The sequence below is a fragment of the Halobacillus locisalis genome (assembly GCF_013694105.1).
In the GTDB taxonomy this organism is placed as follows: Bacteria; Bacillota; Bacilli; order Bacillales; family Halobacillaceae; genus Halobacillus; species Halobacillus locisalis.
In genome coordinates this window covers 17,594-38,325 of the sequence record NZ_JACEFG010000001.1, presented here as the reverse complement: position 1 = coordinate 38,325, position 20,732 = coordinate 17,594, and the positions used below count along the sequence as shown (strand labels likewise).

The window sequence follows — 20,732 nt, the reverse complement described above, 5'->3', positions numbered from 1 at the left end:
TCTCTCTTCGTTATTGGCTGTATTCAGGTTTTAAAATGACTATTTCAACCCTTCTATTTTTCCCCCAGTTTTCAGGAGAATCATTAGGTGCAACCGGACGCGTGTCGCCGTAAGCAACAGCCGTGAAACGGGAAGGAGCAAGTCCTTCTGTCGAGTTGGTTAAGTACCTGATGACACTACTTGCTCTAGCGCCTGAAAGCTCCCAGTTCGATGGGTAACGGAAGGTTGATATTTGACGGTTATCCGTATGCCCTTCTACTTTGATAAAGTTCGGAATATTCATCAATAATGTTCCGACTTTACTCAAGAACGGTTTCGCTCCGTCAAGAATTTGGGCTTCACTCGTTTCAAATAGAAGTTGTTCTTCTAAAACAAGCACGACACCACGTTCCGTTTGATTGGCCGAAATGATATCGTTTAGCTGATTGTTTTCTAAGTATTGGTCGACCTCTTTCTTCAACTCTTCCAAGTCAGCCATCGCTTTCGTAGCCTCTTCTTCAGCAATGTTATCCGGGGTGTCAGTTGGTTCTTCGAACTCGTTATTCATTTCACCATTTTCTTGGACTTTTGTTGATTCAGTAGGGTATTCACTTTCTACTTGAGATGGATAAAAGTCAAAGATCATTCGGTTACGAAAGGATTCAGCAATCGCCTCGAATTTAACCAAGTTAATTTGAGACATCGAGAACAATAGTACAAAGAACACTAAAATCAACGTGACCATGTCTGCGTAGGTAGTCATCCACTTCGGAGCACCCTTGTCTGTCTTCTTTTTACGGTTAAGCTTCATTGGCCGCTTCTCCTAGAGTATCCTCCTGCTTTTCTTCCTCTACGATCTTCTTATCTTCTTCCGATAAGAAGGCACCCAGTTTTTCTTCAAGGATCTTCGGATTCTGACCAGACTGGACACCGATGACCCCTTCAATGATGACTTGCTTCATGAATATTTCCTTTTCTGTCTTGTTCTCCAATTTAGCAGCCATCGGAATAAACACTAGATTAGCTAAGAGAGTACCATAAAACGTAGTCAATAAAGCAACCGCCATTTTGGGTCCAAGCGTTTCGGGACTCGTCAAGCTTTGTAACATGAGAACCAGACCGATCAATGTTCCAATCATTCCCCAAGCAGGAGCATACTCCCCTGCCTTCTCGAAAATCGCTCTTCCTTTTTGGTGACGCTCTTCAACGGCGACAATTTCCGCATTCATAATATCGTTGATGACTTCAGGTTCAATTCCATCCACGGCAAGCAGTATTCCTTTTTTTATAAAAGGATCTTCTACTTCCTCTAGTTCCGCTTCCAAAGCAAGCAACCCTTCTCGTCTCGCTCTTTCGGACAATTGAACAAACAATGTAATCAATTCACGCAAATTCATATCGCTACTTTTAAACGCTTCCTTGGTTACACGGAATGTGAGTTTCAGCTCACTCAAGTTGAAATTGACAAGTAAGGCAGCAATCAGTCCTCCAAGAACAATGACAATGGAAGACGCTTGAATAAACGATGTAATACCACTAAAGCCCGCATTCGACATGATTCCGAAAATGACCATGATGAAACCAATGGTAATCCCTATGGGAGTTAATAAATCTCTCTTTGCCATATTACTCTCTCCTCAGTTTCGTACAGATACAGTCTACTATCTATATCGGTACTATTTCTGCTGAGTTGAGTTTCTTTCAATAATTCGGTGAGGCAAAATCACGCTTTGCTCTTCCACTTCTTCTTTATTCATGAATTTAGTCAATAGACGCATAGCTACAGCACCGATGTCATACATTGGCTGAACGACTGTTGAAAGAGTAGGTCGGACCATTGTGGCTAGGCGCGTGTTATCAAATCCGAACACCTCTAAATCTTCTGGAACCTTCATCCCTTTGTCTTGTGCCCCATGTATGACACCAAGAGCCATTTCATCAGCAGATACAAATACAGCAGATGGTTGCTCGTCCATTTCTAGAAGCTGATCCAATGCTTCGATACCGGAATCATAAGAGTAGTCGCCTGTAACGATCCATTTATCAGGGGAATCGTGGCCATGATCTTTCATCGCACGTTTATAACCAGATAGTTTTTCGGTATTAACGACTGTATCCTCTGGACCTGAAACAAAAGCTACTCGTTCGTTATGATGAGAAAGAAGTAATTCCGTTGCGTCGTAAGCGGCTTGTTCATAGTTGATGTTAACGGAAGGTGTCTCTCCACTTTCGTCAACGGTGGCTGCAAGCGCAATCGGTACAGAAGCTGTCTTAAACTCACGAATGTGGTCATCTGTTATTTTTCCACCCATGAATACAAGTCCATCCACCTGTTTCCCTAACATGGCATTGATCAAATGAATTTCCTTATCTTTATTTTGGTCAGAGTTACTTAAGATAATATTGTAATTGTACATCGTTGCAATGTCTTCAATACCACGAGCAAGCTCAGCAAAGAATATGCTTGAGATGTCAGGGATAATGACACCCACCGTAGTTGTTTTCTTACTCGCAAGTCCTCTTGCAACTGCATTCGGACGATAGCCAAGTCTTTCTATGGCATCGTGAACTTTTTTCCTTGTTGCTGGTTTCACGTTTGGATTTCCGTTCACTACACGTGATACCGTCGCCATTGATACGCTGGCTTCTCTTGCTACATCATATATTGTTACATTCATATTGCATCCTCCTTCGTCGAATCCCTCTAAACGACTTTCTGTTTAATAAAATAATCATACGATAGATAGCTACGTTCCGCAATCTTCGTGTAGTTCTCCTCTTTTAGCATACCCTTCTTATTATAACGAATAACGATTGTTCTAGGAAACATTAATTATCATCCCACTCCTATTCTTCCTACTCATTCAATAATCTCCCCCATATCTCGAACACTCAATGCTGAGACATATTGGTGGTTTCCGTTACATCATGTAGCGTTCGAAGGGACGGGAAATGGCTCGCTTTCCGTGGGCATGTGCTGAGCTTCCTCAGGCTTCGCCTTGCGGGATCTCACCGATCATGTACATCCCACAGGAGTCTCACCATTTCCCGTCCCATCTTGCTTTTATGAGGAGAACGGAAACATTGAAGCTAGCCGGTCATTAAAGGGCATGATGCGGGAGAGGGGACTTATGCAAGGTAGTGGCTTTGCTTTATCAGCTGATCAACCCTCATTCATCATGCTAAGGGGTTCGTTCCTCTCGATGTCGGTAGGGGTGGTTTTGAAACAGCGAGACTCCCGCGGGAGAAGGACCTAGTCGAGACCCCACAGGGAGTGCAACGACCGAGGAGGCTCGGCGGCTCCCCCGCAGGAAAGCGAGTTGTTTCAAAACCACCCCTGTCTCTCATATGGTGACGAACCTAGCAACATCTCGATATCGAGTCTTCAACAATCCTGCCCGATTGCCGAATTAGCTGAAGATGAGGAAGGTTTGGTAGTATTCTTCATATAAAAAGAGCCAGGCGTATGCCTGACTCTTCCTTCTTTTATCTTCTCAATTCACTCATGAATGATTGGAAGGTTGGGATATCCATTTGTTGAGCGGAATCAGACAATGCAACAGCAGGGTCTGGGTGAACTTCTGCCATGACGCCGTCAGCACCAATTGCCAGCGCTGCTTTAGCCGCAGGCAACAGGAGGTCCCTGCGTCCTGTTGAGTGTGTGACGTCTACCATGACAGGCAAATGAGTTTCCTGTTTAAGGATCGGAACAGATGAGATATCCAACGTGTTTCTTGTCGCTTTCTCATAAGTCCGAATACCACGTTCACAAAGGATAATATTTTCATTTCCTCGAGATATGATGTATTCTGCTGCGTTTATGAATTCGGAAATCGTTGCAGACATGCCTCTTTTTAGCAATACGGGTTTATTCACAGATCCAGCCGCTTTTAACAATTCAAAGTTTTGCATGTTGCGCGCACCAATTTGAATAACGTCTAAGTAATCGAGGGCTTCTTCAATATCAGCTGGATTGACGATTTCACTGACTACAGCTAAGCCTTGCTCATCTGCTGCCTGTTTCAACATCTTCAACCCTTCAATGCCTAACCCTTGGAAGTCATAAGGAGACGTACGTGGCTTGAAAGCTCCTCCACGTATTAAAGTAAGACCTTGTTCTTTTACAGCCTGCGCAACGGTCGATACTTGTTCATAGCTTTCTACAGCACAAGGTCCCATAATGAAGCTCGGATCCCCTTCTCCGATCTTTTCACCGTTGATGTTGACGATGGTATCTTCAGGCTTCTTCTTACGAGATACAAGCAACGCTTTTCTATGATCATCTTCTTGAAGCTCTAATCCTGCTTTGAAGATCTCTTTGAATAAATGAACAACTGTCGAGTCTTCGAATGGCCCCTGGTTATGATTCGATAAATGATCCAGCATCGCTCTCTCGCGCACGGGATCAAATCGATTGGTCCCTTGCTGTTCTTTAATTTGCCCTATTTCCTTTACCAAGTCACCGCGTTTATTAATTAAATTCAATAGCTGCAAATTAACATCGTCTAACTGGCTGCGTAAATGGTCGAGCTTTTGGTTACTCATCAATTCGTCCCCCTATGATAGTTTATTGTTCTGTTGAAATGTGATACTTTTAAGATAATTAGGGACAATTATAGCTAATATTTCGAATGTTGTCACCCTTAGAAAAGGTTTTCACAAAAGAAAAGTAAGAATTTTTTCCACTCGGAGGTTAAATAGCAGATGGATGAGAAAATTTTCGCACTAGATATAGGAACGAGATCTGTCGTTGGAATCATCATGAAAAAGAACGGTTCCTCATATCGAGTAGCTGATATGATTACAAAAGAACATGAAGAACGCTCCATGTTGGACGGTCAAATTCATGACGTATTATCCGTTTCTAAAGTCATCGAAGACGTTAAGCAGGAGTTAGAAGAACGGCATGGTGAGCTGACAAAAGTGTGTGTTGCAGCAGCTGGACGTGCCTTAAGAACGCATCGAACGTCTATAAAGAGAGCGATACATAACCACCCACTAATGACATATGATGATGTGTCACACTTAGAGCTCAGCGCTGTTCAACAGGCGCAATATGAGATGGCATTAGACGCTACAGACACAAAAAGCACGGATTACTACTGCGTAGGGTATTCTGTACTTCATTATTACTTGGATGACCAGCCCATAGGCTCCTTAATAGATCAACAAGGGAATGAAGCTACTATCGAGATCATTGCTACATTCTTACCGAAAGTGGTTGTCGAATCATTGATTTCAGCACTACAGCGAGCCGGCTTGCAAATGGACGCTCTCACACTTGAACCGATTGCAGCCATTCAAGTGTTGATTCCACCCTCTATGAGACGCTTGAACGTAGCGTTAGTAGATATCGGAGCAGGTACAAGCGACATAGCCATTACGGATGAAGGAACCGTTACGGCTTATGGAATGGTTCCCGTCGCAGGAGATGAAATAACCGAAGCGATCAGCGATGCCTACTTACTAGATTTTCCTCTGGCAGAGGCTGCTAAAAGACAGGTGAGCGAGCAAGGACAAGCCATGATGACGGACATTCTCGGCTTCGAAACTGAAGTCAGTTATGAAACGCTTGTGGGACAAATTGAACCAAGCATTGACTTACTCGCGAATCGAATCGGAGATGAAATCTTGCTCATGAATGGAAAAGCGCCTAAAGCCGTCATGCTTGTGGGGGGAGGTAGTCAGACACCCGATTTGACGAAACGATTAGCAAAGAAACTGAACTTACCAGAAAATCGTGTCGCCATACGTGGCATTGATGCCATACAAGGCTTAGAAGATAAAGATCACCTTCCACAAGGACCAGATTTCGTTACTCCTGTAGGAATTGCCATTGCAGCCAAACAAAACCCTGTTCATTACATCAGTGTTGAAGTCAATAGTCGCGCGATACGATTGTTCGACATGAAGTCGTTAACCGTTGGAGATAGCTTATTATCAGCTGGAATCGATCTATCGCACTTGTACGGAAAGCCCGGGCAAGCTTACATGATTACTGTTAACGGCTCTACCATCCCTTTAAAGGGGTCGTTCGGCACACGCCCTTCTCTCACTTTAAATAATGAGCAGGCGACCCTAGAAACTCCTATACAACACGGAGATTCTGTACAAGTGCAGCAGGGAATGGACGGTTCCCCTCCTACCGTTACAGCAGAAGACTTGATTGGAGATATGACCACGCTGGATATCATATTCAACGAAAGAAGGTATTCATTATCAGCACCTGCCGTTTTAATAAATGGCAAGATTGCAAACAGAGAACAATGTATTCGGGATCATGATCAAGTTGAACATCTTGAGTTGAAAACGATAGGTGACTTAAAAAAGCTTTTGCAAAAGCTTGGGGATCAGGAACTGGATAGCTCTTCTTCGCCTTCTCTATGGGTGAACGGTTCATCCTTCCCTTGGCCTTACGACGTGAACACGATTTTAAGAAACGGAAGTACTGCTGACCTTACAACACTCATCCAAGACGGTGACAGCATTCACACTAAGCCTCAAGATAAAGCTTCATATGCAGAACTGTTACAACTTCTCGGCTTTGAAGTGAAGGAAAAAGTGGATGTATTCTTTGAAGGTCAACCGATCGAATTGAATAAACAGCGTATCAGAGTTAAACGGGGAGAAGAAGAACTTTCAGGGGACGATTGTATAGGTCCAGGTGAACAAGTCACTACAGAAGACGTGGATCATAAACCATTTATATTCCAAGACGTTTTCCGCTATGTGGATATTGAGTTATCTCAAGTGCCAAGGCCCTTTGAACTTTACAGAAATGGAAAGCAGACCTCTTTCCACGAACCCATTCACCCGGGGGATCGGCTGAAGATTGCTGCACCACAACGCGTTGATTCGTAATATATAGTAAAAAAGAAAGAGGCGCTGGATCCCTTCCAGTGCCTCTTTCTTTTACGTATTGGATTTTCCTATTAAAAGAATCTTCTTTACTGCCCAACTTGCACTAATTTTTGTTTCGTAATAGACCCATGGCTATCATTCCATATAACCTCTCCATTTTGGAAAAGCAAGGCCTGCGGAGATTCATGTCTGACACTGAACTCCTTAGCTATCGACTGTGAGAGATCTCTGGCTTCTTGTACATGCAACACATAACAAGGAAGAGAAGACACTTCACTGAATTTCTCATATTCTTGGTGTGCAGCTGAACTGATGGGGCAGGTTAAACTGTTTTTCAATAAAAAGAAGGAAGCATCCTTCTCTAACGTATCTCGAAAGTCTTTCTCGTTCGTTAAGACCTGTATGCTCATTTTGGTCTCTCCTTTCAAAAATGAAAAAGTGGAGGCGCATCGCCTCCACTTCATTATATTATAAGTTCGATGACGTTGTAGAGTCTTGCTGTTTCTCTAATTCCTGAGCAGCCTCTTCAATCGCTTCTGCTACTTCTTGAGCCGCTTTTTCGGCTTCATCATCTTCGTTAGAACGAATATTTTTCACTTTGTCTTTGACTTTTCCAGATACTTCATTGGATTTCTCAGATACATTCTTAGACCACTGAGAAGATGTCTCTACAGCGCGATTCTTCCATTCCCCACTCTTTTCATAAGCTACGTCTTTCCACTCACCAGCACGTTCTCTCCACTCCCCAGAGCTTTCGTTGATGTTGTCACGTAGTTCACGACCTGATTTTGGTGCAAATAGTAGGGCAACGACCGCTCCTACAACTCCTCCGATCAGAGATCCTAATACGAAATCCCTACCATTTCCATTTGATTGATTGTTGTTCTGTTGTGCCATTTGAATTCCTCCTCTTTAGAATTAAATTTCTTTTTTAGCTTTCTTCCATAGATTAATCGCGACTTGTCCCCACTTCATGGCTTGAGCCGCGGTTTCCGTGTGATCATTAGCTGACTTCGTCAACCCACGTGATACGGACCGCAAGGATTGGTTAAACTCTTGAACGGAATCCCCGATTCCTTTCACTCCATCAACTAAGGTATTCAGCTTCTGGGACTTCTCACCGACATCTTCGGCTAGCTTGTTTGTTTTATTCAGGAGAGCTGTCGTTTCTAATGTAATACCCTCCATTTGTTTTTCAACACCTTCAAGGGTGTCGGCGACATTATTCATCGTTCGACGAACAGCGGTCAAAGTCCTAGCCAAGAAAATGGCAAGAACAGCAAAAGCCACTGCTGCAATTAAAGCAGCAATGTACAAAATGATGATCATCCCCCTGCACACTCCTTCAATATGTATTTATCTTTTTAATTATACCCATTTTCATGGGAATTAAAACGTTATATGTTATTATTCGAGGCACAAGATACATTTTCCTCTTTTCCTCTACATTTTTTGTTACCTTTTTTCTTCATAGTGTAATTAGAAACGTGCGGACCAGTTGATCCGCACGTTTTTTAGTGGACTTGCTCTTCATATGCTTTTTGAAACTTTTGTATATCTCCAGCTCCCATAAATAGCAGAACGCCGTCTGAATAGGATTGTAAAGATTCCGTCTCATCCAAATGAAGAATTTCAGCTTCTGGAATCAACTCTTGTAAATTTTCAATCGTCAGCTTTCCTTCGTTTTCACGTGCGGACCCGAAAATATCGCAAAGATAAACGTGATCGGCTTGTTTCAAGCTTTCCGCAAACTCGTTCAAAAATGTCTTCGTACGTGTAAACGTGTGAGGCTGAAAAATCGCCACCACTGGGCGTTCTTTATATTTCTTGCGCGCCGTATCAATCGTCGCTGTAATCTCAATCGGGTGATGAGCATAGTCATCTACGAGAATTTGGTCATGATGCTTCGTTTCTGTGAAGCGGCGCTTTACTCCCTTGAAAGTAGCGAGCTTCTGAATCTGTTCAGGCTGCATATTTTCATAATGACAAATAGCAATCACGCTTAGCGCGTTCAACACCGTATGATTTCCATACTGTGGGATGGTGAACGTTTCATAGAAGTTATTTCTCACGAAAACATCAAACATCGTACCTTCTTCATTTTCCCGAATGTTCTGGGCTTGAAAATCGTTCGTATCCGAGAAGCCATAATAAAGAACTGGAACATTTGCCTGGATATGTTGCAAATGCTCGTCATCCCCACAAGCGATAATGCCCTTTTTCACTTGCTTCGCCATATCCTGAAAAGCATCGAAAACATCATCTACGCTCGTGAAATAATCCGGATGATCGAAGTCGACATTCGTCATAATCGCATAATCCGGATGATATTCTAGGAAATGTCTACGATATTCACAAGCTTCGAAGGCAAAATATTGACTGTTCTCATGTCCTCTTCCCGTACCGTCTCCTATCAAATAGGAGGTGGGATAGTTCTCCGTCAACACGTGAGCGAGCAGACCTGTCGTAGAGGTCTTACCGTGCGCCCCAGTGACCGCAATACTTGTGTATTTTTGTAACCATTCACCTAAGAACTCATGATATCGGTAATAAGGTAAACCTAGACGATGAGCTTCTTGAATCTCTTCATGATCATCCCCGAAAGCATTACCAGCGATGATCGTCAGCCCTTCCTGAATGTTTTCTTTTGCAAAAGGCATGATCTCGATATTTTTCTCTTCCAAAACTTCTTGAGTGAAAAAGTGTTTATCTACGTCTGATCCTTGCACTTTCTCGCCAGAATCATGCAGAATTTGGGCAAGCGAACTCATTCCTGTTCCTTTAATACCAACAAAATGGTAAGTCGTCATAAACAAGAACCTCCAAAATAAAGTGGATCACTTTAAGTATAGTGTATGTAAAAATCATAAAGTTGCGATTTATTCTCAGGAACATCCTTAAAGGAGACCAGGAATAGTCAGAACGCTTTTAATCTTACCATGGAACGTACAAGAGAAAAAGTGTTCAACCTCCTACGCCTTCCATGCGTAAAAAGGCACGAACGTTCCACGCTCAGGTGCCTTTCGAATGATTATTCACCTTTATGATATTCTACATATTCAAGACGTGGGTTGGGGTTGAACTTTCGACCTTCTTTCGCTTCATGATCCCCATCCATGAAGACATTATCTCCTGTAAATCCGATGTTGATTTTCAGTAAACTTCCTCCAACACCATACATATCAACAGGAACTTTCTGTTCTTCGAAAGAACGTATACGTTCTTTCGTGAAGCCTCCACTCACGACAATTTTCACATGACGAAAGCCTTCTTTATCTAGCGCTCGTCTTAAAGCAAAAACGAGTTCTGGATTGACTCCACGAGGGTCAAAGGTCCCCATCAAGTGCTGATTTCTCAGGAAATATTTATCGACAAGATTACGTGAAGTATCTAAGCGAACTCCCTTAAGCTCGTCTCCGAATTCACGTGCCACTTTCAACGAGTCAGAAATGACGTCATTATTGTAGTCGACAAGGGCCATCAATTGATCATTAGGGAACTGAGCATTGTAAGCCTTCGTTGCAGCTACTACGTCCCCCTTGAACATTTGGATGAGAGCATGAGGCATGGTTCCCATTCCTTCTTTGCCCCACCATTCGTTCATCGCATGAGTTGCTTGAGCTGTGGATCCTCCGATAAATGCGGCATAACCGTCCCCTGATTGTTGTGTGAAGTGATCATCACGGTCTCCCATGAAAATGATCGGCTTTTGGCGACCTGATGTTCTTGCAGCCTTCACCACATGGTACACATTCGTAGCAACAGAAGTTCTTCTAGCTAGAATCCCGTCGATAATCCCCTCAAGAAAACCGAAATATTGATAAGGTCCTGTAATCGTAAGGACCGTTTCATAGGGGCTGATTTTGTCTCCATCTTTCAGAGAATAGATTTCTAACTCTTCCGGATGTTCAGCGAACGTGTGAATGAGGGCAATCGCTTCATCTGTCCCGCATAAAACCGCTTCATCTTTTTGAAAAAATTGCATCGTCACTTCATTATCAGGGATATGGTTCTCCACAATCTCACGAGTTTTTAAAAAATAGACCGCAGAGAACCAACCTTCGGCCACGCGTTCATCAAATTTAAATGTATGGTTTGTTAAACGGTCAATTTCGCCGTTTAACTTTCTGTAGATTTCCTTCATGACTTTGCTCCTTAAACATTGAGGTCATAATAAAATGAAACTTCAATCAGTCGGGCATTTCATCCTCACTGATCGTCAGTTGAACCAACGGGCCTTTACAGGCAGTGTACCCCTCTAGCTTTTAGATTTACATTTAAAATAGGAAAGGAGGGGTACTGTCTATTAAGGCAGTATAAATTTCATTCATTGTCAATCATATAGAAATGATGCTTTAAGTACAAGCATTTGAGTTAAATCCTTGTACTCAACCGTTGATTAACTCCTCAATTTGTTGTTCGGTCATTAAAATATCTCTCGGTTTACTCCCTTTCGCTTCCGATATGATTCCGAAGTCCTCCATCTGATCGACAAGGCGTGCAGCTCGGTTGTATCCGACTTTGAAACGTCTTTGAATTAAAGAAGCACTTGCTCCGTCATGTTGTAGGACAAAACGAACAGCTTCTTCAAATAGCTCATCTGTTTCCTCTTCAGATGAAATCTGCTTCATCAGTTCTTCTTGATGGAAAAGGTATTGAGGAGGTGCGATTTTTTTGACATGGTTCGTAACACGCTCAATTTCATCATCCGACACAAATGCACCCTGGATTCTTCGTGCTTGTCCAGAACCATTTTCTACAAACAGCATATCGCCTTTCCCTAAAAGCTTCTCTGCTCCCCCTGAATCGATAATGGTTCTTGAATCCACTTGAGAAGAAACGCTGAAGGCAATGCGTGTCGGAATGTTCGCTTTGATCAATCCCGTAATGACATCTACAGAAGGACGCTGGGTTGCTAAGAGTAAGTGTATTCCGCAGGCTCTTGCCTTTTGAGCTATACGGCATATTGCATCTTCGACATCTTGAGGGGAAACCATCATCAGGTCCGCCAACTCATCAATGACGATGACGAGGTAAGGAAGCTTTTCATCTTCTCTTTGTTGTTTGATCATCTTATCATTATAGCGCTCAACATCTCTAACGCCTTCTTCCACGAACTTCTCATATCGCTCTTCCATCTCTTTGACAGCCCATTTCAAAGCCGTAGTTGCCGCTTTCACATCGGTGATCACAGGCGAGACTAGGTGGGGAAGCTCGTTGTAAGGAGCAAGCTCGACCATTTTGGGATCGATAAGCAAGAACTTTACGTCATCATGATGAGCTTTGTACAACAAGCTTACTAAAATGGTGTTGATACACACACTTTTCCCAGACCCTGTTGCTCCCGCAATCAACCCGTGAGGCATCTTTTTCAGATTGGTCACAATTGGATCTCCACCAATATCAAGGCCGAGGCCTACTGTCAAAGGAGAAGGATCGTTCTGAAAGGCGTCCGACTCAAAAATTTCCTGCAGTCCGACCATCTGTGACTTCTGGTTAGGCACTTCAATCCCTACAGCCTGTTTACCAGGAATTGGCGCTTCAATCCGAATATCTCTCGCTGCCATACTTAATTTGATATCGTCTGCTAAATTAGTGATTTTGCTTACTTTCACCCCTGGCTCTGGCTGCACTTCAAAACGTGTTACCGAAGGGCCTTTCATAGCATTCACAACTTTAGCTTTAACATGAAAGTGACGAAGCGTTGTCTCTAGAAGTTCCATTTGCCCCTCAATCCATGAGTCGTCGGTATCCGAAGGTCTATGCGCATCATCTAATAAATGAACAGGTGTCTGATACTCGATACGCTCATTGTTCACTCTTAGGGGCTCTAATGCCTCCACTTTCTTTTCTTGTTTAGGTGGTTCTTCTTTTTGGGGTGTATTTTCTTGGCCAGGTCTAGAAGGCTTAGCTGATTTGTCCCGTGTCCTCTTATCTCTTGGCGTCATAATGACATTAAACGGAACCGTTCGCTTCTCCCTTTTAGCTCCCTGTTGATCAAGCTTTTTCTCAGGCGGAGCAACAGCCTGAGCAGGATTTTCCAGGAGGTCTTCCTTAGGTTCTTCCAGGACGGTTTCCTCGGTTCCGTTACTTGGCTCTTCAACAGGTTTCGTCTCTTCTTTCTCTTCCTCGAGATGATCAGCGACCTCCACATCTTCCAGCTCCTGAGCGTCGTCCTCTTCTGTGGTAAGGTCCTCTACATCGTCATTTGCGACCGGCTCCAGAACCTCTTCCTCTTCCATAGAAAGTACATTACGCCCTTCGTCTACAGAACGCTCTTGAAAATCTTCTTCCGCTTCACCTTCCTGATCTACTGTTACGGTTGAATCGACTGTTGAATCGAGCACAATTTGCTCTACGTTTTCAGGCTTTTCAATCGATCCTTCTGTTTCAAAGGAATCAGATCCGCCTTCCACTTCGTATTCATATAAAGGAAGTTCTCTTAAAGTAGACGGCTTCTCACTGACCCTTTCTCTCAGCCTGCGCCTTAATTCTTCCCACTCTCCATCTTGCTCAGCTACCGGTTGCTCTTCTTGAGTCGCAGCTATAGCATCTTCCAGTTCTTCAACCCTTTCAGCTACTTCCCGCGAATGATATCCATAAACAGGAGATGGAACATCTGTTGGTGTAAAAGGGACGGAAGATGTCTCCGGTAAAGTTCTAGACGTTTGAGTCTGTTTCGCTTCCTGTTTCGGGTCAACCTCTTCCGCTTGTTCATATCTTTGCGAGCGTCTTCGACTTGTCTGCTTTTCCTGTGCAGGCTCGAAACTCGGAGCTGCTTGTCTTCGATTCGTTTTTTGATCAGGAATCACAGGAAAACGAAACTCTCCTTGTTTTGGATACTTGTACGTCATTTTTGTTTTTGCATTTACCTCATGTCGCTCTTGTTTGGGAGTTGGTGCAGGAACATCTTCATGTTCTTCAGCTTGAAACCATTGTTTCCATTTATTTTTTATATCTCTCCACATTTTTTCTCACTCTCTTTTCTTATGTAGATCTCTCTTGTGGTTAGCTTATATTTTAACAGGTTTCTGGCTACATTTGGTTTACAATCCGTTTAAAAATGACTTTTGTACGACGGTTTGACTGATTTTTATTTGAAATCTATCGAAACAGCTTAAAAACCTATGAGAAATGACCTCGCCATATCGTTAAAGATGGGTTTACTATAATCCTATTCCCGTCCAACAGGCAGACCTCCGTCCTACTTCATCATCCTAAAAAGAGCAAAGCAGCTTAGCTGCTTTGCTCTTTGATGGCTTACATTTCAAAAGGTTGTCCAACTTCATAAGAATCTTCCAGTACAAGGATGCCCTTTTCCTCTGGAGCATCTGGAAGGTTCAATTCTTTAGCAGAACAAATCATCCCACTTGAAGCAACACCACGTAATTTCGCGTCTTTTATTTTCATCCCACTTGGCATCGTTGCGCCGACTTTCGCCACAACTACTTTTTGACCTTGATCGATGTTTGGAGCTCCACAAACGATTTGCAACGTCTCGTCTCCTACGTCAACTTGGCAAACGCTTAGCTTGTCCGCATTTTCATGACCTTCTTTTTCTTTAACAAAACCGACAACAAACTTCGGTGATAAATCAAAGTCCAAGACATCATCTAACTGATTCTTTGTGAATAAGTCTTTGATCGGTGCAAGCATTTCTTCTGTCAATCGCATCTTTCCGCTTTCTTGAATATCAAAATAAGTAGATGCACGAAAGATATTATAGCCTAGCAAAGAACCATCTTTGCTATCTGTAATTTTAACAACATCTCCGAAAGTTTCATGTTTGACTTCATTTCTGTTTCCTTCTTTGATCGGAAGGATGAGAACATCCCCGATTCCTTTTTGGTTGTAAAATACGTCCATTGATTAATCGTCCTTTCGGTTTTTGTTCGGTTTCTTTTGGGCAAGTATGAAAATCGGCTCCAGTTCCTTATCTTCATATAAGAACGATAGAGACGTGATGGGTACTGTACCCTCTGCAAAGAATTTCATCGCCATTTGAGCTAAAATGTCATAGCCTTCGGAGTTTTGAACATCTGCGAAAATGATGACGTCCTGGTGAGGAATGCTGATCGCGAGCTCCCCTTTGCACTCCCCTTTCAATTGCTCTAACATAGCTTCATTCAGTATACGGCTTGCGTCATATCCGTCCTGTGTGGAAAGAAAGTAAAAGTCATTATCATAGACTGTGTCTTTTTTCATTTCTACGGGTAGTGAACGGACATTAAAGGTGGCAACTTCCTGAATACGGTCAAAAGTCCAACCTTCTTTTTCTAGCATTTGTTCATCAATGAGTTGGAACGACTTCCCAAGATCCAATGCATAGTAAATCCTCGTTTCGGCCGTATGCTCCGTGTACACTAATTTCTTTCCACTATTCGTTTCAGTAGGGAAAGAAGCGGCACGGATAACAGGGAAAATTTGTTTCTCTTTCCCAGTCAATTCATGGGTTTCATTCATGACTCGAAGAGCCTCCACCACATGATCCTCAAGTTCATCTAAAGCCGCTTCGCCTCTTGTTTGGTATTTAGCAATAACGTTCGGTAACGTTATGGTAATTCCATTTCCAGAGTCTCGCCACTCAATCCTGAACGAGTCTTTATCACGATTGAAAGTGCTGGTCCAATCCTCATGAGCGAATCGCTCCTCTAACTTCTTTTTCATTTTCAGACTTGTCATCTTCATATTTTTTCCTCCTTAACAAATGGAAGAAATTCATTCCTTGACCATTTTACCATACAGTTATTTAATCGTCTTACTCTATTATACACATCATAAGTCGTTCAATAAAAAAATGAGGTCTATGTACATAAAAAAAGTTGTGCCGCAGCACAACTTTTCTATTCGCTAACATTGTCCATAAAGGTCTCTATCTCTTCCTTCGACTTTCTGTCTTTACTGACAAATCGCCCGACTTCTTCTCCGTTTCGAAAAGCCAAGAAGCTCGGAATACCAAAGATATCATGCTCAGCACATACATGGATAAATGCATCTCGGTCTACATAGACAAAGGTCCAAGACTTATACTTTTCTTCGAGTTCAGGAAGGAATGGTTCAATAACCCTGCAGTCCGGGCACCAGTCTGCAGAAAATAACAAAATAACCGACTCTTTATTGATCATATCCTGTAATTGTTGATCAGATTCTAAATGGATCATCAAACTCACCTCCTCATCTATTGTAGCTTACTCATGTTCAATTTTCATGTCTCCGGACTTGATCCAGCCTCGCTTCCTGAACCAAACAGCTACCAAGAGGCTGATGACTGCCGGTCCTATAAAATGAAGAACAAGCATGGTGCCTGCTACTTCCCATGTGAATCCCATCGATTGAAAAGTCATGATTTGCCCTACAAATCCACTAGTCCCCATACCTGCACCTGCTGCATTATTCTCAAGTTGGAACCAGACCGTAGCGAAAGGAGCTAATACTGCCCCCGCAATCGTCGGGGGGATGATGATGAGAGGGTTTTTCACAACGTTGGCAATTTGAAGCATGGAAGTTCCGATCCCTTGCGCAATGAATCCACCAAAACCATTGTCCCTATAGCTGATGACCGCAAAACCGATCATTTGAGCAGCACATCCTACTGTAGCAGCTCCAGCCGCAACACCTTCAAGGGAGAGCATAAGTGAAATCGCCAAACTTGAAATGGGAGCAGTTAGAGCCAGTCCCATCAACACGGCCACCAGCACTCCCATCAGCAACGGTTGTTGATTGGTAGCCCAGTTGATCACGGCTCCGAACCCCGTCATAAACTGTCCGATCGGAGGACCTACTATAGAGCCCATGATATACCCGACGACAATTGTGAGGAACGGAGTGAGGATGATGTCCAGTTTTGTTTCTTTGCTGATCAACTTCCCGAATTCTGTCGCGAACAATGCCGCAATATAACTACCCGCCGGACCACCTAATTCAGCCCCTAAAGCTCCACTGAACAAGGCAGCGAAAATGACGAGGGGTGGAGCTTTTAAACCGTAGGCAATAGCGGCACCGATCGCCCCTCCCCATATTTTCGTATCCATAGCGAATGTTCCCATTTCAATGAAAGCATCCGACACAGGTCCCAATTCAAATTGTTCGCCAATTGTTTTAATGATGAGTCCAATAATTAATGATGAAAATAAACCGAGCGCCATATAACTTAATGCTGTAATAAAATACGTATGAACAGATATATGGACACCTTTCTTTTGTAAGAATGTTTTCAAAGGAATCCTCCTCATGATGACCATGTATGATCATATAGGATTATGTGACAGGAGTAAAGACACATAAATGTTTTTTAATATTTTCACTTTTTTGCCGATATTAAAAGAGCTGACAAATACACATATCTTTTATCCTATTGCCTTTATGGGTCGATAGTTCTATAATTATTAAAGATATGTAAAGAATTTTCACATAACTTAAAAGGGGGAGTTTCATGAGTTCAATACGTAATCGGGTTTGGTTGATTATCGGTGTTTCTTTACTTAGTTTACTAGTTTTAATTGGATTTTCTACATACTTTTTTAATGAACAAAGCGAGCTAGCAGAAGAAAGCCGTAATGTACAAGCCGCTCGTCAGGATAGTGAGGAAATTAAATATCTCATGTCTTTTACAGCACAGAAACAGCAAGCTTTTCTATCGGATCCAGACAACGAGTCTGCAAAGAAAATCGAAGGAGCTATTCAACTCGTCATAGATCAATCCAATAACTTTGCAAATAAGTATAGTGCTTATCCTGAAATCAGTGACAAGTTTTCTGCCATCGAAGAAAGTGCAAAGCAATACTCTTCTGAGCTAGAACCACTTATTAATATGTTCCGCATCGTTGGATTTTCAGACACAGAAGGAATGTATAAATTCATCAATGAATCCTATTATGAATTTGAAAAGATGGTCACTTCAATCGACAACCCACGTCTCAAGGCCAACTTATCTGAAATGAAATTATTGGAACAGAAATTCCTTAATGACCCTACTGAGGCTCATTTAAACGACTTTAAATCAAGCGCTGCCGTTTTTGAAGAGAATGCCAAGGCATTAGACATCTCCGACCGTTTGATGAGCTCAGTAAATACTACCCTGCTCAAATATGAACAAACCTTAAATTCGATAAAAAACACGTTTTCCCAAGCAGAAGTGACAAAGGATTCCTTTGAAGAAATCGCCTCAACTGTTTCGAATCAGATTGACGAAGTAATTGTGGCAACGGACTCCATCAACCGTTCCATGGAGGCCGAACAAAGTGATTTGAAGAGCATGATGACTCTACTTCTTTCCATCATCGGTGGTTTGGCTCTGCTTATCACATTTAGTATAGGGTTTATTTTAATCCGTTCGATTTCTAAATCGATTAACTCACTGAAAGACGGGGCATCGATCATTGGACAAGGCGATCTTTCTCACCGCATTCAGATAAAGTCGAAGGATGAGTTAACAGAAGTCGCCGAACAGTTCAATCAAATGGCGGATAGAATGGACCATTCGCTAAATAAAGTACTCGGAGCAAGCCAAGTTCTTCACACATCTTCTGATCATTTAGCAGATGTATCAGACCAAACGACTATGCAGGCTCAAGAAGTGAACGAAGCGATCAACCAAGTTGCTACGGGATCTCAAGACCAAGCGAATAAGGTAGATGAAAGCACCCAACTAATTGAACATGTCTCAGAAGCAATCAATGAAACGAAAAAATCTGCTCAAGACATTGACGATCGCTTGAAAGAAGCGGATCAAGATGGGAAAGCAGGCCTCTTAACGGTTGCTGAACTCGAAAAGACATCGCAATCGTTTATTGAACTCGCCTCTCACATGTCTTCTGAAGTCCAGGAAGCTTCGAAGCAATCAAAAGAAGTGAACAAGATCGTCGCTACAATCGAGGACATCGCAGATAACACAAATCTTCTCGCCTTAAACGCGGCGATTGAATCTGCCCGAGCAGGAGAAGCAGGGAAAGGATTTGCTGTGGTAGCCGATGAAGTTAGAAAATTAGCGGAGCGATCCAAACAGGAAGCCCATAGCATTCAGGAACTCGTTCATAATATGACGAACCAAATGACTCGTTTATCTACAGAAGCAGAACAGTTCGAACAATATCAAGGCTCTCAAAACAAAGCCGTCAACCAGACTCGAGATGCATTCGATCGCATTTCAAACCACGTTCAAGACATGAATAAACAAATCATTCAAGTCAAAGATGCCGTTCACGGAGTCGAACACGTCAATGAAGATGTTAAACAGAAGCTACATGAGATCAGCATCATCTCTGAAGAAGCGGTAGCAACGGCAGAAGAAGTCGCCGCATCTAGTGAGAATCAAGTGTTATCCATTGAACAAGTCAATCAATCTGCGACAGATCTCCAGGGCTTATCTCAAGAGTTATCTGCTGAGGTCAACCAGTTTAAGATCACAGAATTGAAAGATTTGGAGGAGGAAAACACAGAGGACACTGAACAATCAGACGAGAACGAAGAAGTTCTTCTTCTCCACAATGATCCAGAGGGCGAAACAATGGAATATGAAACTCAAGAAATTCATGAGGACGAAGAGCTTTATGAAGATAATAATGAAGATCCCTTCACTCATATGAATGAAAATGACGAAAACGATGGACAGAACGAAAAGTTAGCTTAATAATTGGCGCTCTCTTATCTAAGGGAGCGCTTTTTTTAGTTCGGGCAGAGGGAATGCGAGGTTATCCTTTTCCGTCACTGTAGAGTGAGAGTGGAGCTTTTTGTCTAAAGCAGATACCTAGACAGAGTAATGAAATTCTATCATACTTAAAAATAGTCAAAATATTCAAGGAGGCATTTACGTATGAAATTAACCGTTTACTTAGCTGGACAAATTCATGATGACTGGCGAAATGAATTGAAGAAAAAAGCAGAAACAAAATCTTTACCTGTTGAATTTGTCGGGCCTCAAGAAAATCATGATCGATCTGATAGTATTGGCGAAGACATTATGGGAGAACAACCGAGTCAGGTCTATCGTGATGATGCAGCTTCAAGTGTAAACAACTTCCGTACGCAAGTCCTTCTCCAAAAGTCTGATGCAGTCATCGCCCTCTTTGGAGAAAAATATAAACAATGGAACACAGCCATGGATGCGAGTGCGGCTATTCAACTCGGCAAGCCACTGATCATTGTACGTCCAGACTCACTCATTCATCCGTTGAAAGAACTATCCAATCAAGCGAACGTCACTGTTGAAACCATTGACCAAGCATTGGATGTTCTTGCTTATATTTATGAATAGCGTTCATTTTGCTTATTAATAAAGAAGGTGCCTTACGACAAACGTAAGGCACCTTCTTTATTGGTTATTCGTAATGATTCTGATAAAACTGATATTGTCCTTGGAGCAGTCTCACAACATGACTGAACATTTCTTGCCTCTGAATGACGTGATTCGTGAAAACACCGATCGCTCCCTCGTTCTTGCTGACCTCGAGCTTATTCGCGTAATCATCCATCACTTCACCGAGCTCTTTCCCCTTCTCTAGTTGCTTCTTAATTTCTTCAGGGAGAGGAATACGAGCTCCACTAGCGGTATAGACATTTTCCTTATGATCCACAAGCGCACCCCAGTTACAGAGATACAAGTCATCTTCGATCTCCATGACGCCACCTTCTAAACCGATTCCTAAACTCTCTTTTTTCATAGAGGCACATTCCCGGGCACGATTGATGGCTCCTTCTAACGTTTCCTCATCCGAAAAAGGCTGAGCAGCCACTTTTGATTCCACTTCTACTCCCGTCACTTCCGCTTCTGTGAACACCTGCTTTACGGAATCAATCTTTGTAGGATTAAGCGATCCGACAACAATCTTCAAAGTACCAGTCACCTTTCTCTTCAATCTTCGTTTGACTATCATAGCATAAGTTACTACGTTTAG

Annotated in this window: 19 protein-coding genes; 3 read left to right on the top strand and 16 right to left on the bottom strand. The window is 42.6% G+C overall.

Translation table 11 applies throughout. The features are described 5' to 3' along the window. Nucleotides 1–10: 10 nt before the first annotated feature. The 5 genes from motS to H0266_RS00180 form a co-directional block, all read right to left on the bottom strand. Nucleotides 11–790, bottom strand: a complete 780-nt coding sequence (gene motS / locus H0266_RS00195) for a flagellar motor protein MotS (RefSeq protein ID WP_181470382.1) — start codon at nucleotides 788–790, stop codon at nucleotides 11–13. Then, entirely contained in the window at nucleotides 780–1,604 is an 825-nt protein-coding gene (motP, locus tag H0266_RS00190; RefSeq protein WP_181470381.1) for a flagellar motor protein MotP, read from the bottom strand. Before motP ends, motS begins: the two co-directional genes overlap by 11 nt. A gap of 51 nt (nucleotides 1,605–1,655) precedes the next feature. After that, nucleotides 1,656–2,657: a catabolite control protein A gene (gene ccpA / locus H0266_RS00185; protein WP_181470380.1), complete on the bottom strand. Its 1,002-nt coding sequence runs from the start codon at nucleotides 2,655–2,657 to the stop codon at nucleotides 1,656–1,658. A gap of 26 nt (nucleotides 2,658–2,683) precedes the next feature. Further along, nucleotides 2,684–2,809: a hypothetical protein gene (locus H0266_RS19545; RefSeq protein WP_281374187.1), complete on the bottom strand. Its 126-nt coding sequence runs from the start codon at nucleotides 2,807–2,809 to the stop codon at nucleotides 2,684–2,686. 656 nt (nucleotides 2,810–3,465) lie between these two features. Continuing rightward, complete coding sequence (locus H0266_RS00180; protein WP_181470379.1) at nucleotides 3,466–4,524, bottom strand: bifunctional 3-deoxy-7-phosphoheptulonate synthase/chorismate mutase; 1,059 nt, start codon at nucleotides 4,522–4,524, stop codon at nucleotides 3,466–3,468. 159 nt (nucleotides 4,525–4,683) lie between these two features. Between H0266_RS00180 and H0266_RS00175 the strand changes: the two genes are divergently transcribed. Beyond that, entirely contained in the window at nucleotides 4,684–6,840 is a 2,157-nt protein-coding gene (locus H0266_RS00175) for a cell division protein FtsA (protein WP_181470378.1), read from the top strand. Between the two features lie 86 nt (nucleotides 6,841–6,926). Here the strand turns inward: H0266_RS00175 and ytxJ are convergent, their stop codons facing one another. The 10 genes from ytxJ to H0266_RS00125 all read right to left on the bottom strand — a co-directional run bounded on the left by ytxJ (nucleotide 6,927) and on the right by H0266_RS00125 (nucleotide 17,057). After that, nucleotides 6,927–7,250, bottom strand: coding sequence for a bacillithiol system redox-active protein YtxJ (gene ytxJ / locus H0266_RS00170; RefSeq protein ID WP_181470377.1), 324 nt, complete (start codon nucleotides 7,248–7,250; stop codon nucleotides 6,927–6,929). A gap of 58 nt (nucleotides 7,251–7,308) precedes the next feature. Beyond that, entirely contained in the window at nucleotides 7,309–7,737 is a 429-nt protein-coding gene (locus tag H0266_RS00165) for a YtxH domain-containing protein (RefSeq protein ID WP_181470376.1), read from the bottom strand. A 21-nt stretch (nucleotides 7,738–7,758) separates the two neighbouring features. Further along, a complete protein-coding gene (locus H0266_RS00160) occupies nucleotides 7,759–8,169 on the bottom strand; it encodes a DUF948 domain-containing protein (RefSeq protein ID WP_181470375.1) in 411 nt (136 codons plus the stop codon). Nucleotides 8,170–8,354: 185 nt separating this feature from the next. Further along, on the bottom strand, nucleotides 8,355–9,650 hold the full coding sequence (murC, locus tag H0266_RS00155) for a UDP-N-acetylmuramate--L-alanine ligase (protein ID WP_181470374.1): 1,296 nt from the start codon (nucleotides 9,648–9,650) through the stop codon (nucleotides 8,355–8,357). 221 nt (nucleotides 9,651–9,871) lie between these two features. Beyond that, complete coding sequence (locus H0266_RS00150; protein WP_181470373.1) at nucleotides 9,872–10,984, bottom strand: nicotinate phosphoribosyltransferase; 1,113 nt, start codon at nucleotides 10,982–10,984, stop codon at nucleotides 9,872–9,874. Nucleotides 10,985–11,228: 244 nt separating this feature from the next. Beyond that, nucleotides 11,229–13,808: a DNA translocase FtsK gene (locus H0266_RS00145; protein WP_181470372.1), complete on the bottom strand. Its 2,580-nt coding sequence runs from the start codon at nucleotides 13,806–13,808 to the stop codon at nucleotides 11,229–11,231. Between the two features lie 292 nt (nucleotides 13,809–14,100). Beyond that, complete coding sequence (gene ytpR / locus H0266_RS00140; protein ID WP_181470371.1) at nucleotides 14,101–14,706, bottom strand: YtpR family tRNA-binding protein; 606 nt, start codon at nucleotides 14,704–14,706, stop codon at nucleotides 14,101–14,103. 3 nt (nucleotides 14,707–14,709) lie between these two features. Further along, nucleotides 14,710–15,528, bottom strand: coding sequence for a DUF1444 domain-containing protein (locus H0266_RS00135; protein WP_181470370.1), 819 nt, complete (start codon nucleotides 15,526–15,528; stop codon nucleotides 14,710–14,712). A gap of 155 nt (nucleotides 15,529–15,683) precedes the next feature. Then, nucleotides 15,684–16,001, bottom strand: a complete 318-nt coding sequence (locus H0266_RS00130) for a thioredoxin family protein (RefSeq protein ID WP_181470369.1) — start codon at nucleotides 15,999–16,001, stop codon at nucleotides 15,684–15,686. A 27-nt stretch (nucleotides 16,002–16,028) separates the two neighbouring features. Continuing rightward, nucleotides 16,029–17,057, bottom strand: a complete 1,029-nt coding sequence (locus H0266_RS00125) for a PTS sugar transporter subunit IIC (RefSeq protein WP_181470368.1) — start codon at nucleotides 17,055–17,057, stop codon at nucleotides 16,029–16,031. A gap of 215 nt (nucleotides 17,058–17,272) precedes the next feature. Between H0266_RS00125 and H0266_RS00120 the strand changes: the two genes are divergently transcribed. Beyond that, a complete protein-coding gene (locus tag H0266_RS00120; RefSeq protein ID WP_181470367.1) occupies nucleotides 17,273–19,468 on the top strand; it encodes a methyl-accepting chemotaxis protein in 2,196 nt (731 codons plus the stop codon). A 183-nt stretch (nucleotides 19,469–19,651) separates the two neighbouring features. Further along, nucleotides 19,652–20,092: a YtoQ family protein gene (locus tag H0266_RS00115; RefSeq protein ID WP_181470366.1), complete on the top strand. Its 441-nt coding sequence runs from the start codon at nucleotides 19,652–19,654 to the stop codon at nucleotides 20,090–20,092. A gap of 64 nt (nucleotides 20,093–20,156) precedes the next feature. Here H0266_RS00115 and H0266_RS00110 read toward each other — a convergent pair whose 3' ends face one another. Beyond that, nucleotides 20,157–20,669: a DUF84 family protein gene (locus H0266_RS00110; protein ID WP_181470365.1), complete on the bottom strand. Its 513-nt coding sequence runs from the start codon at nucleotides 20,667–20,669 to the stop codon at nucleotides 20,157–20,159. Nucleotides 20,670–20,732 lie beyond the last annotated feature (63 nt).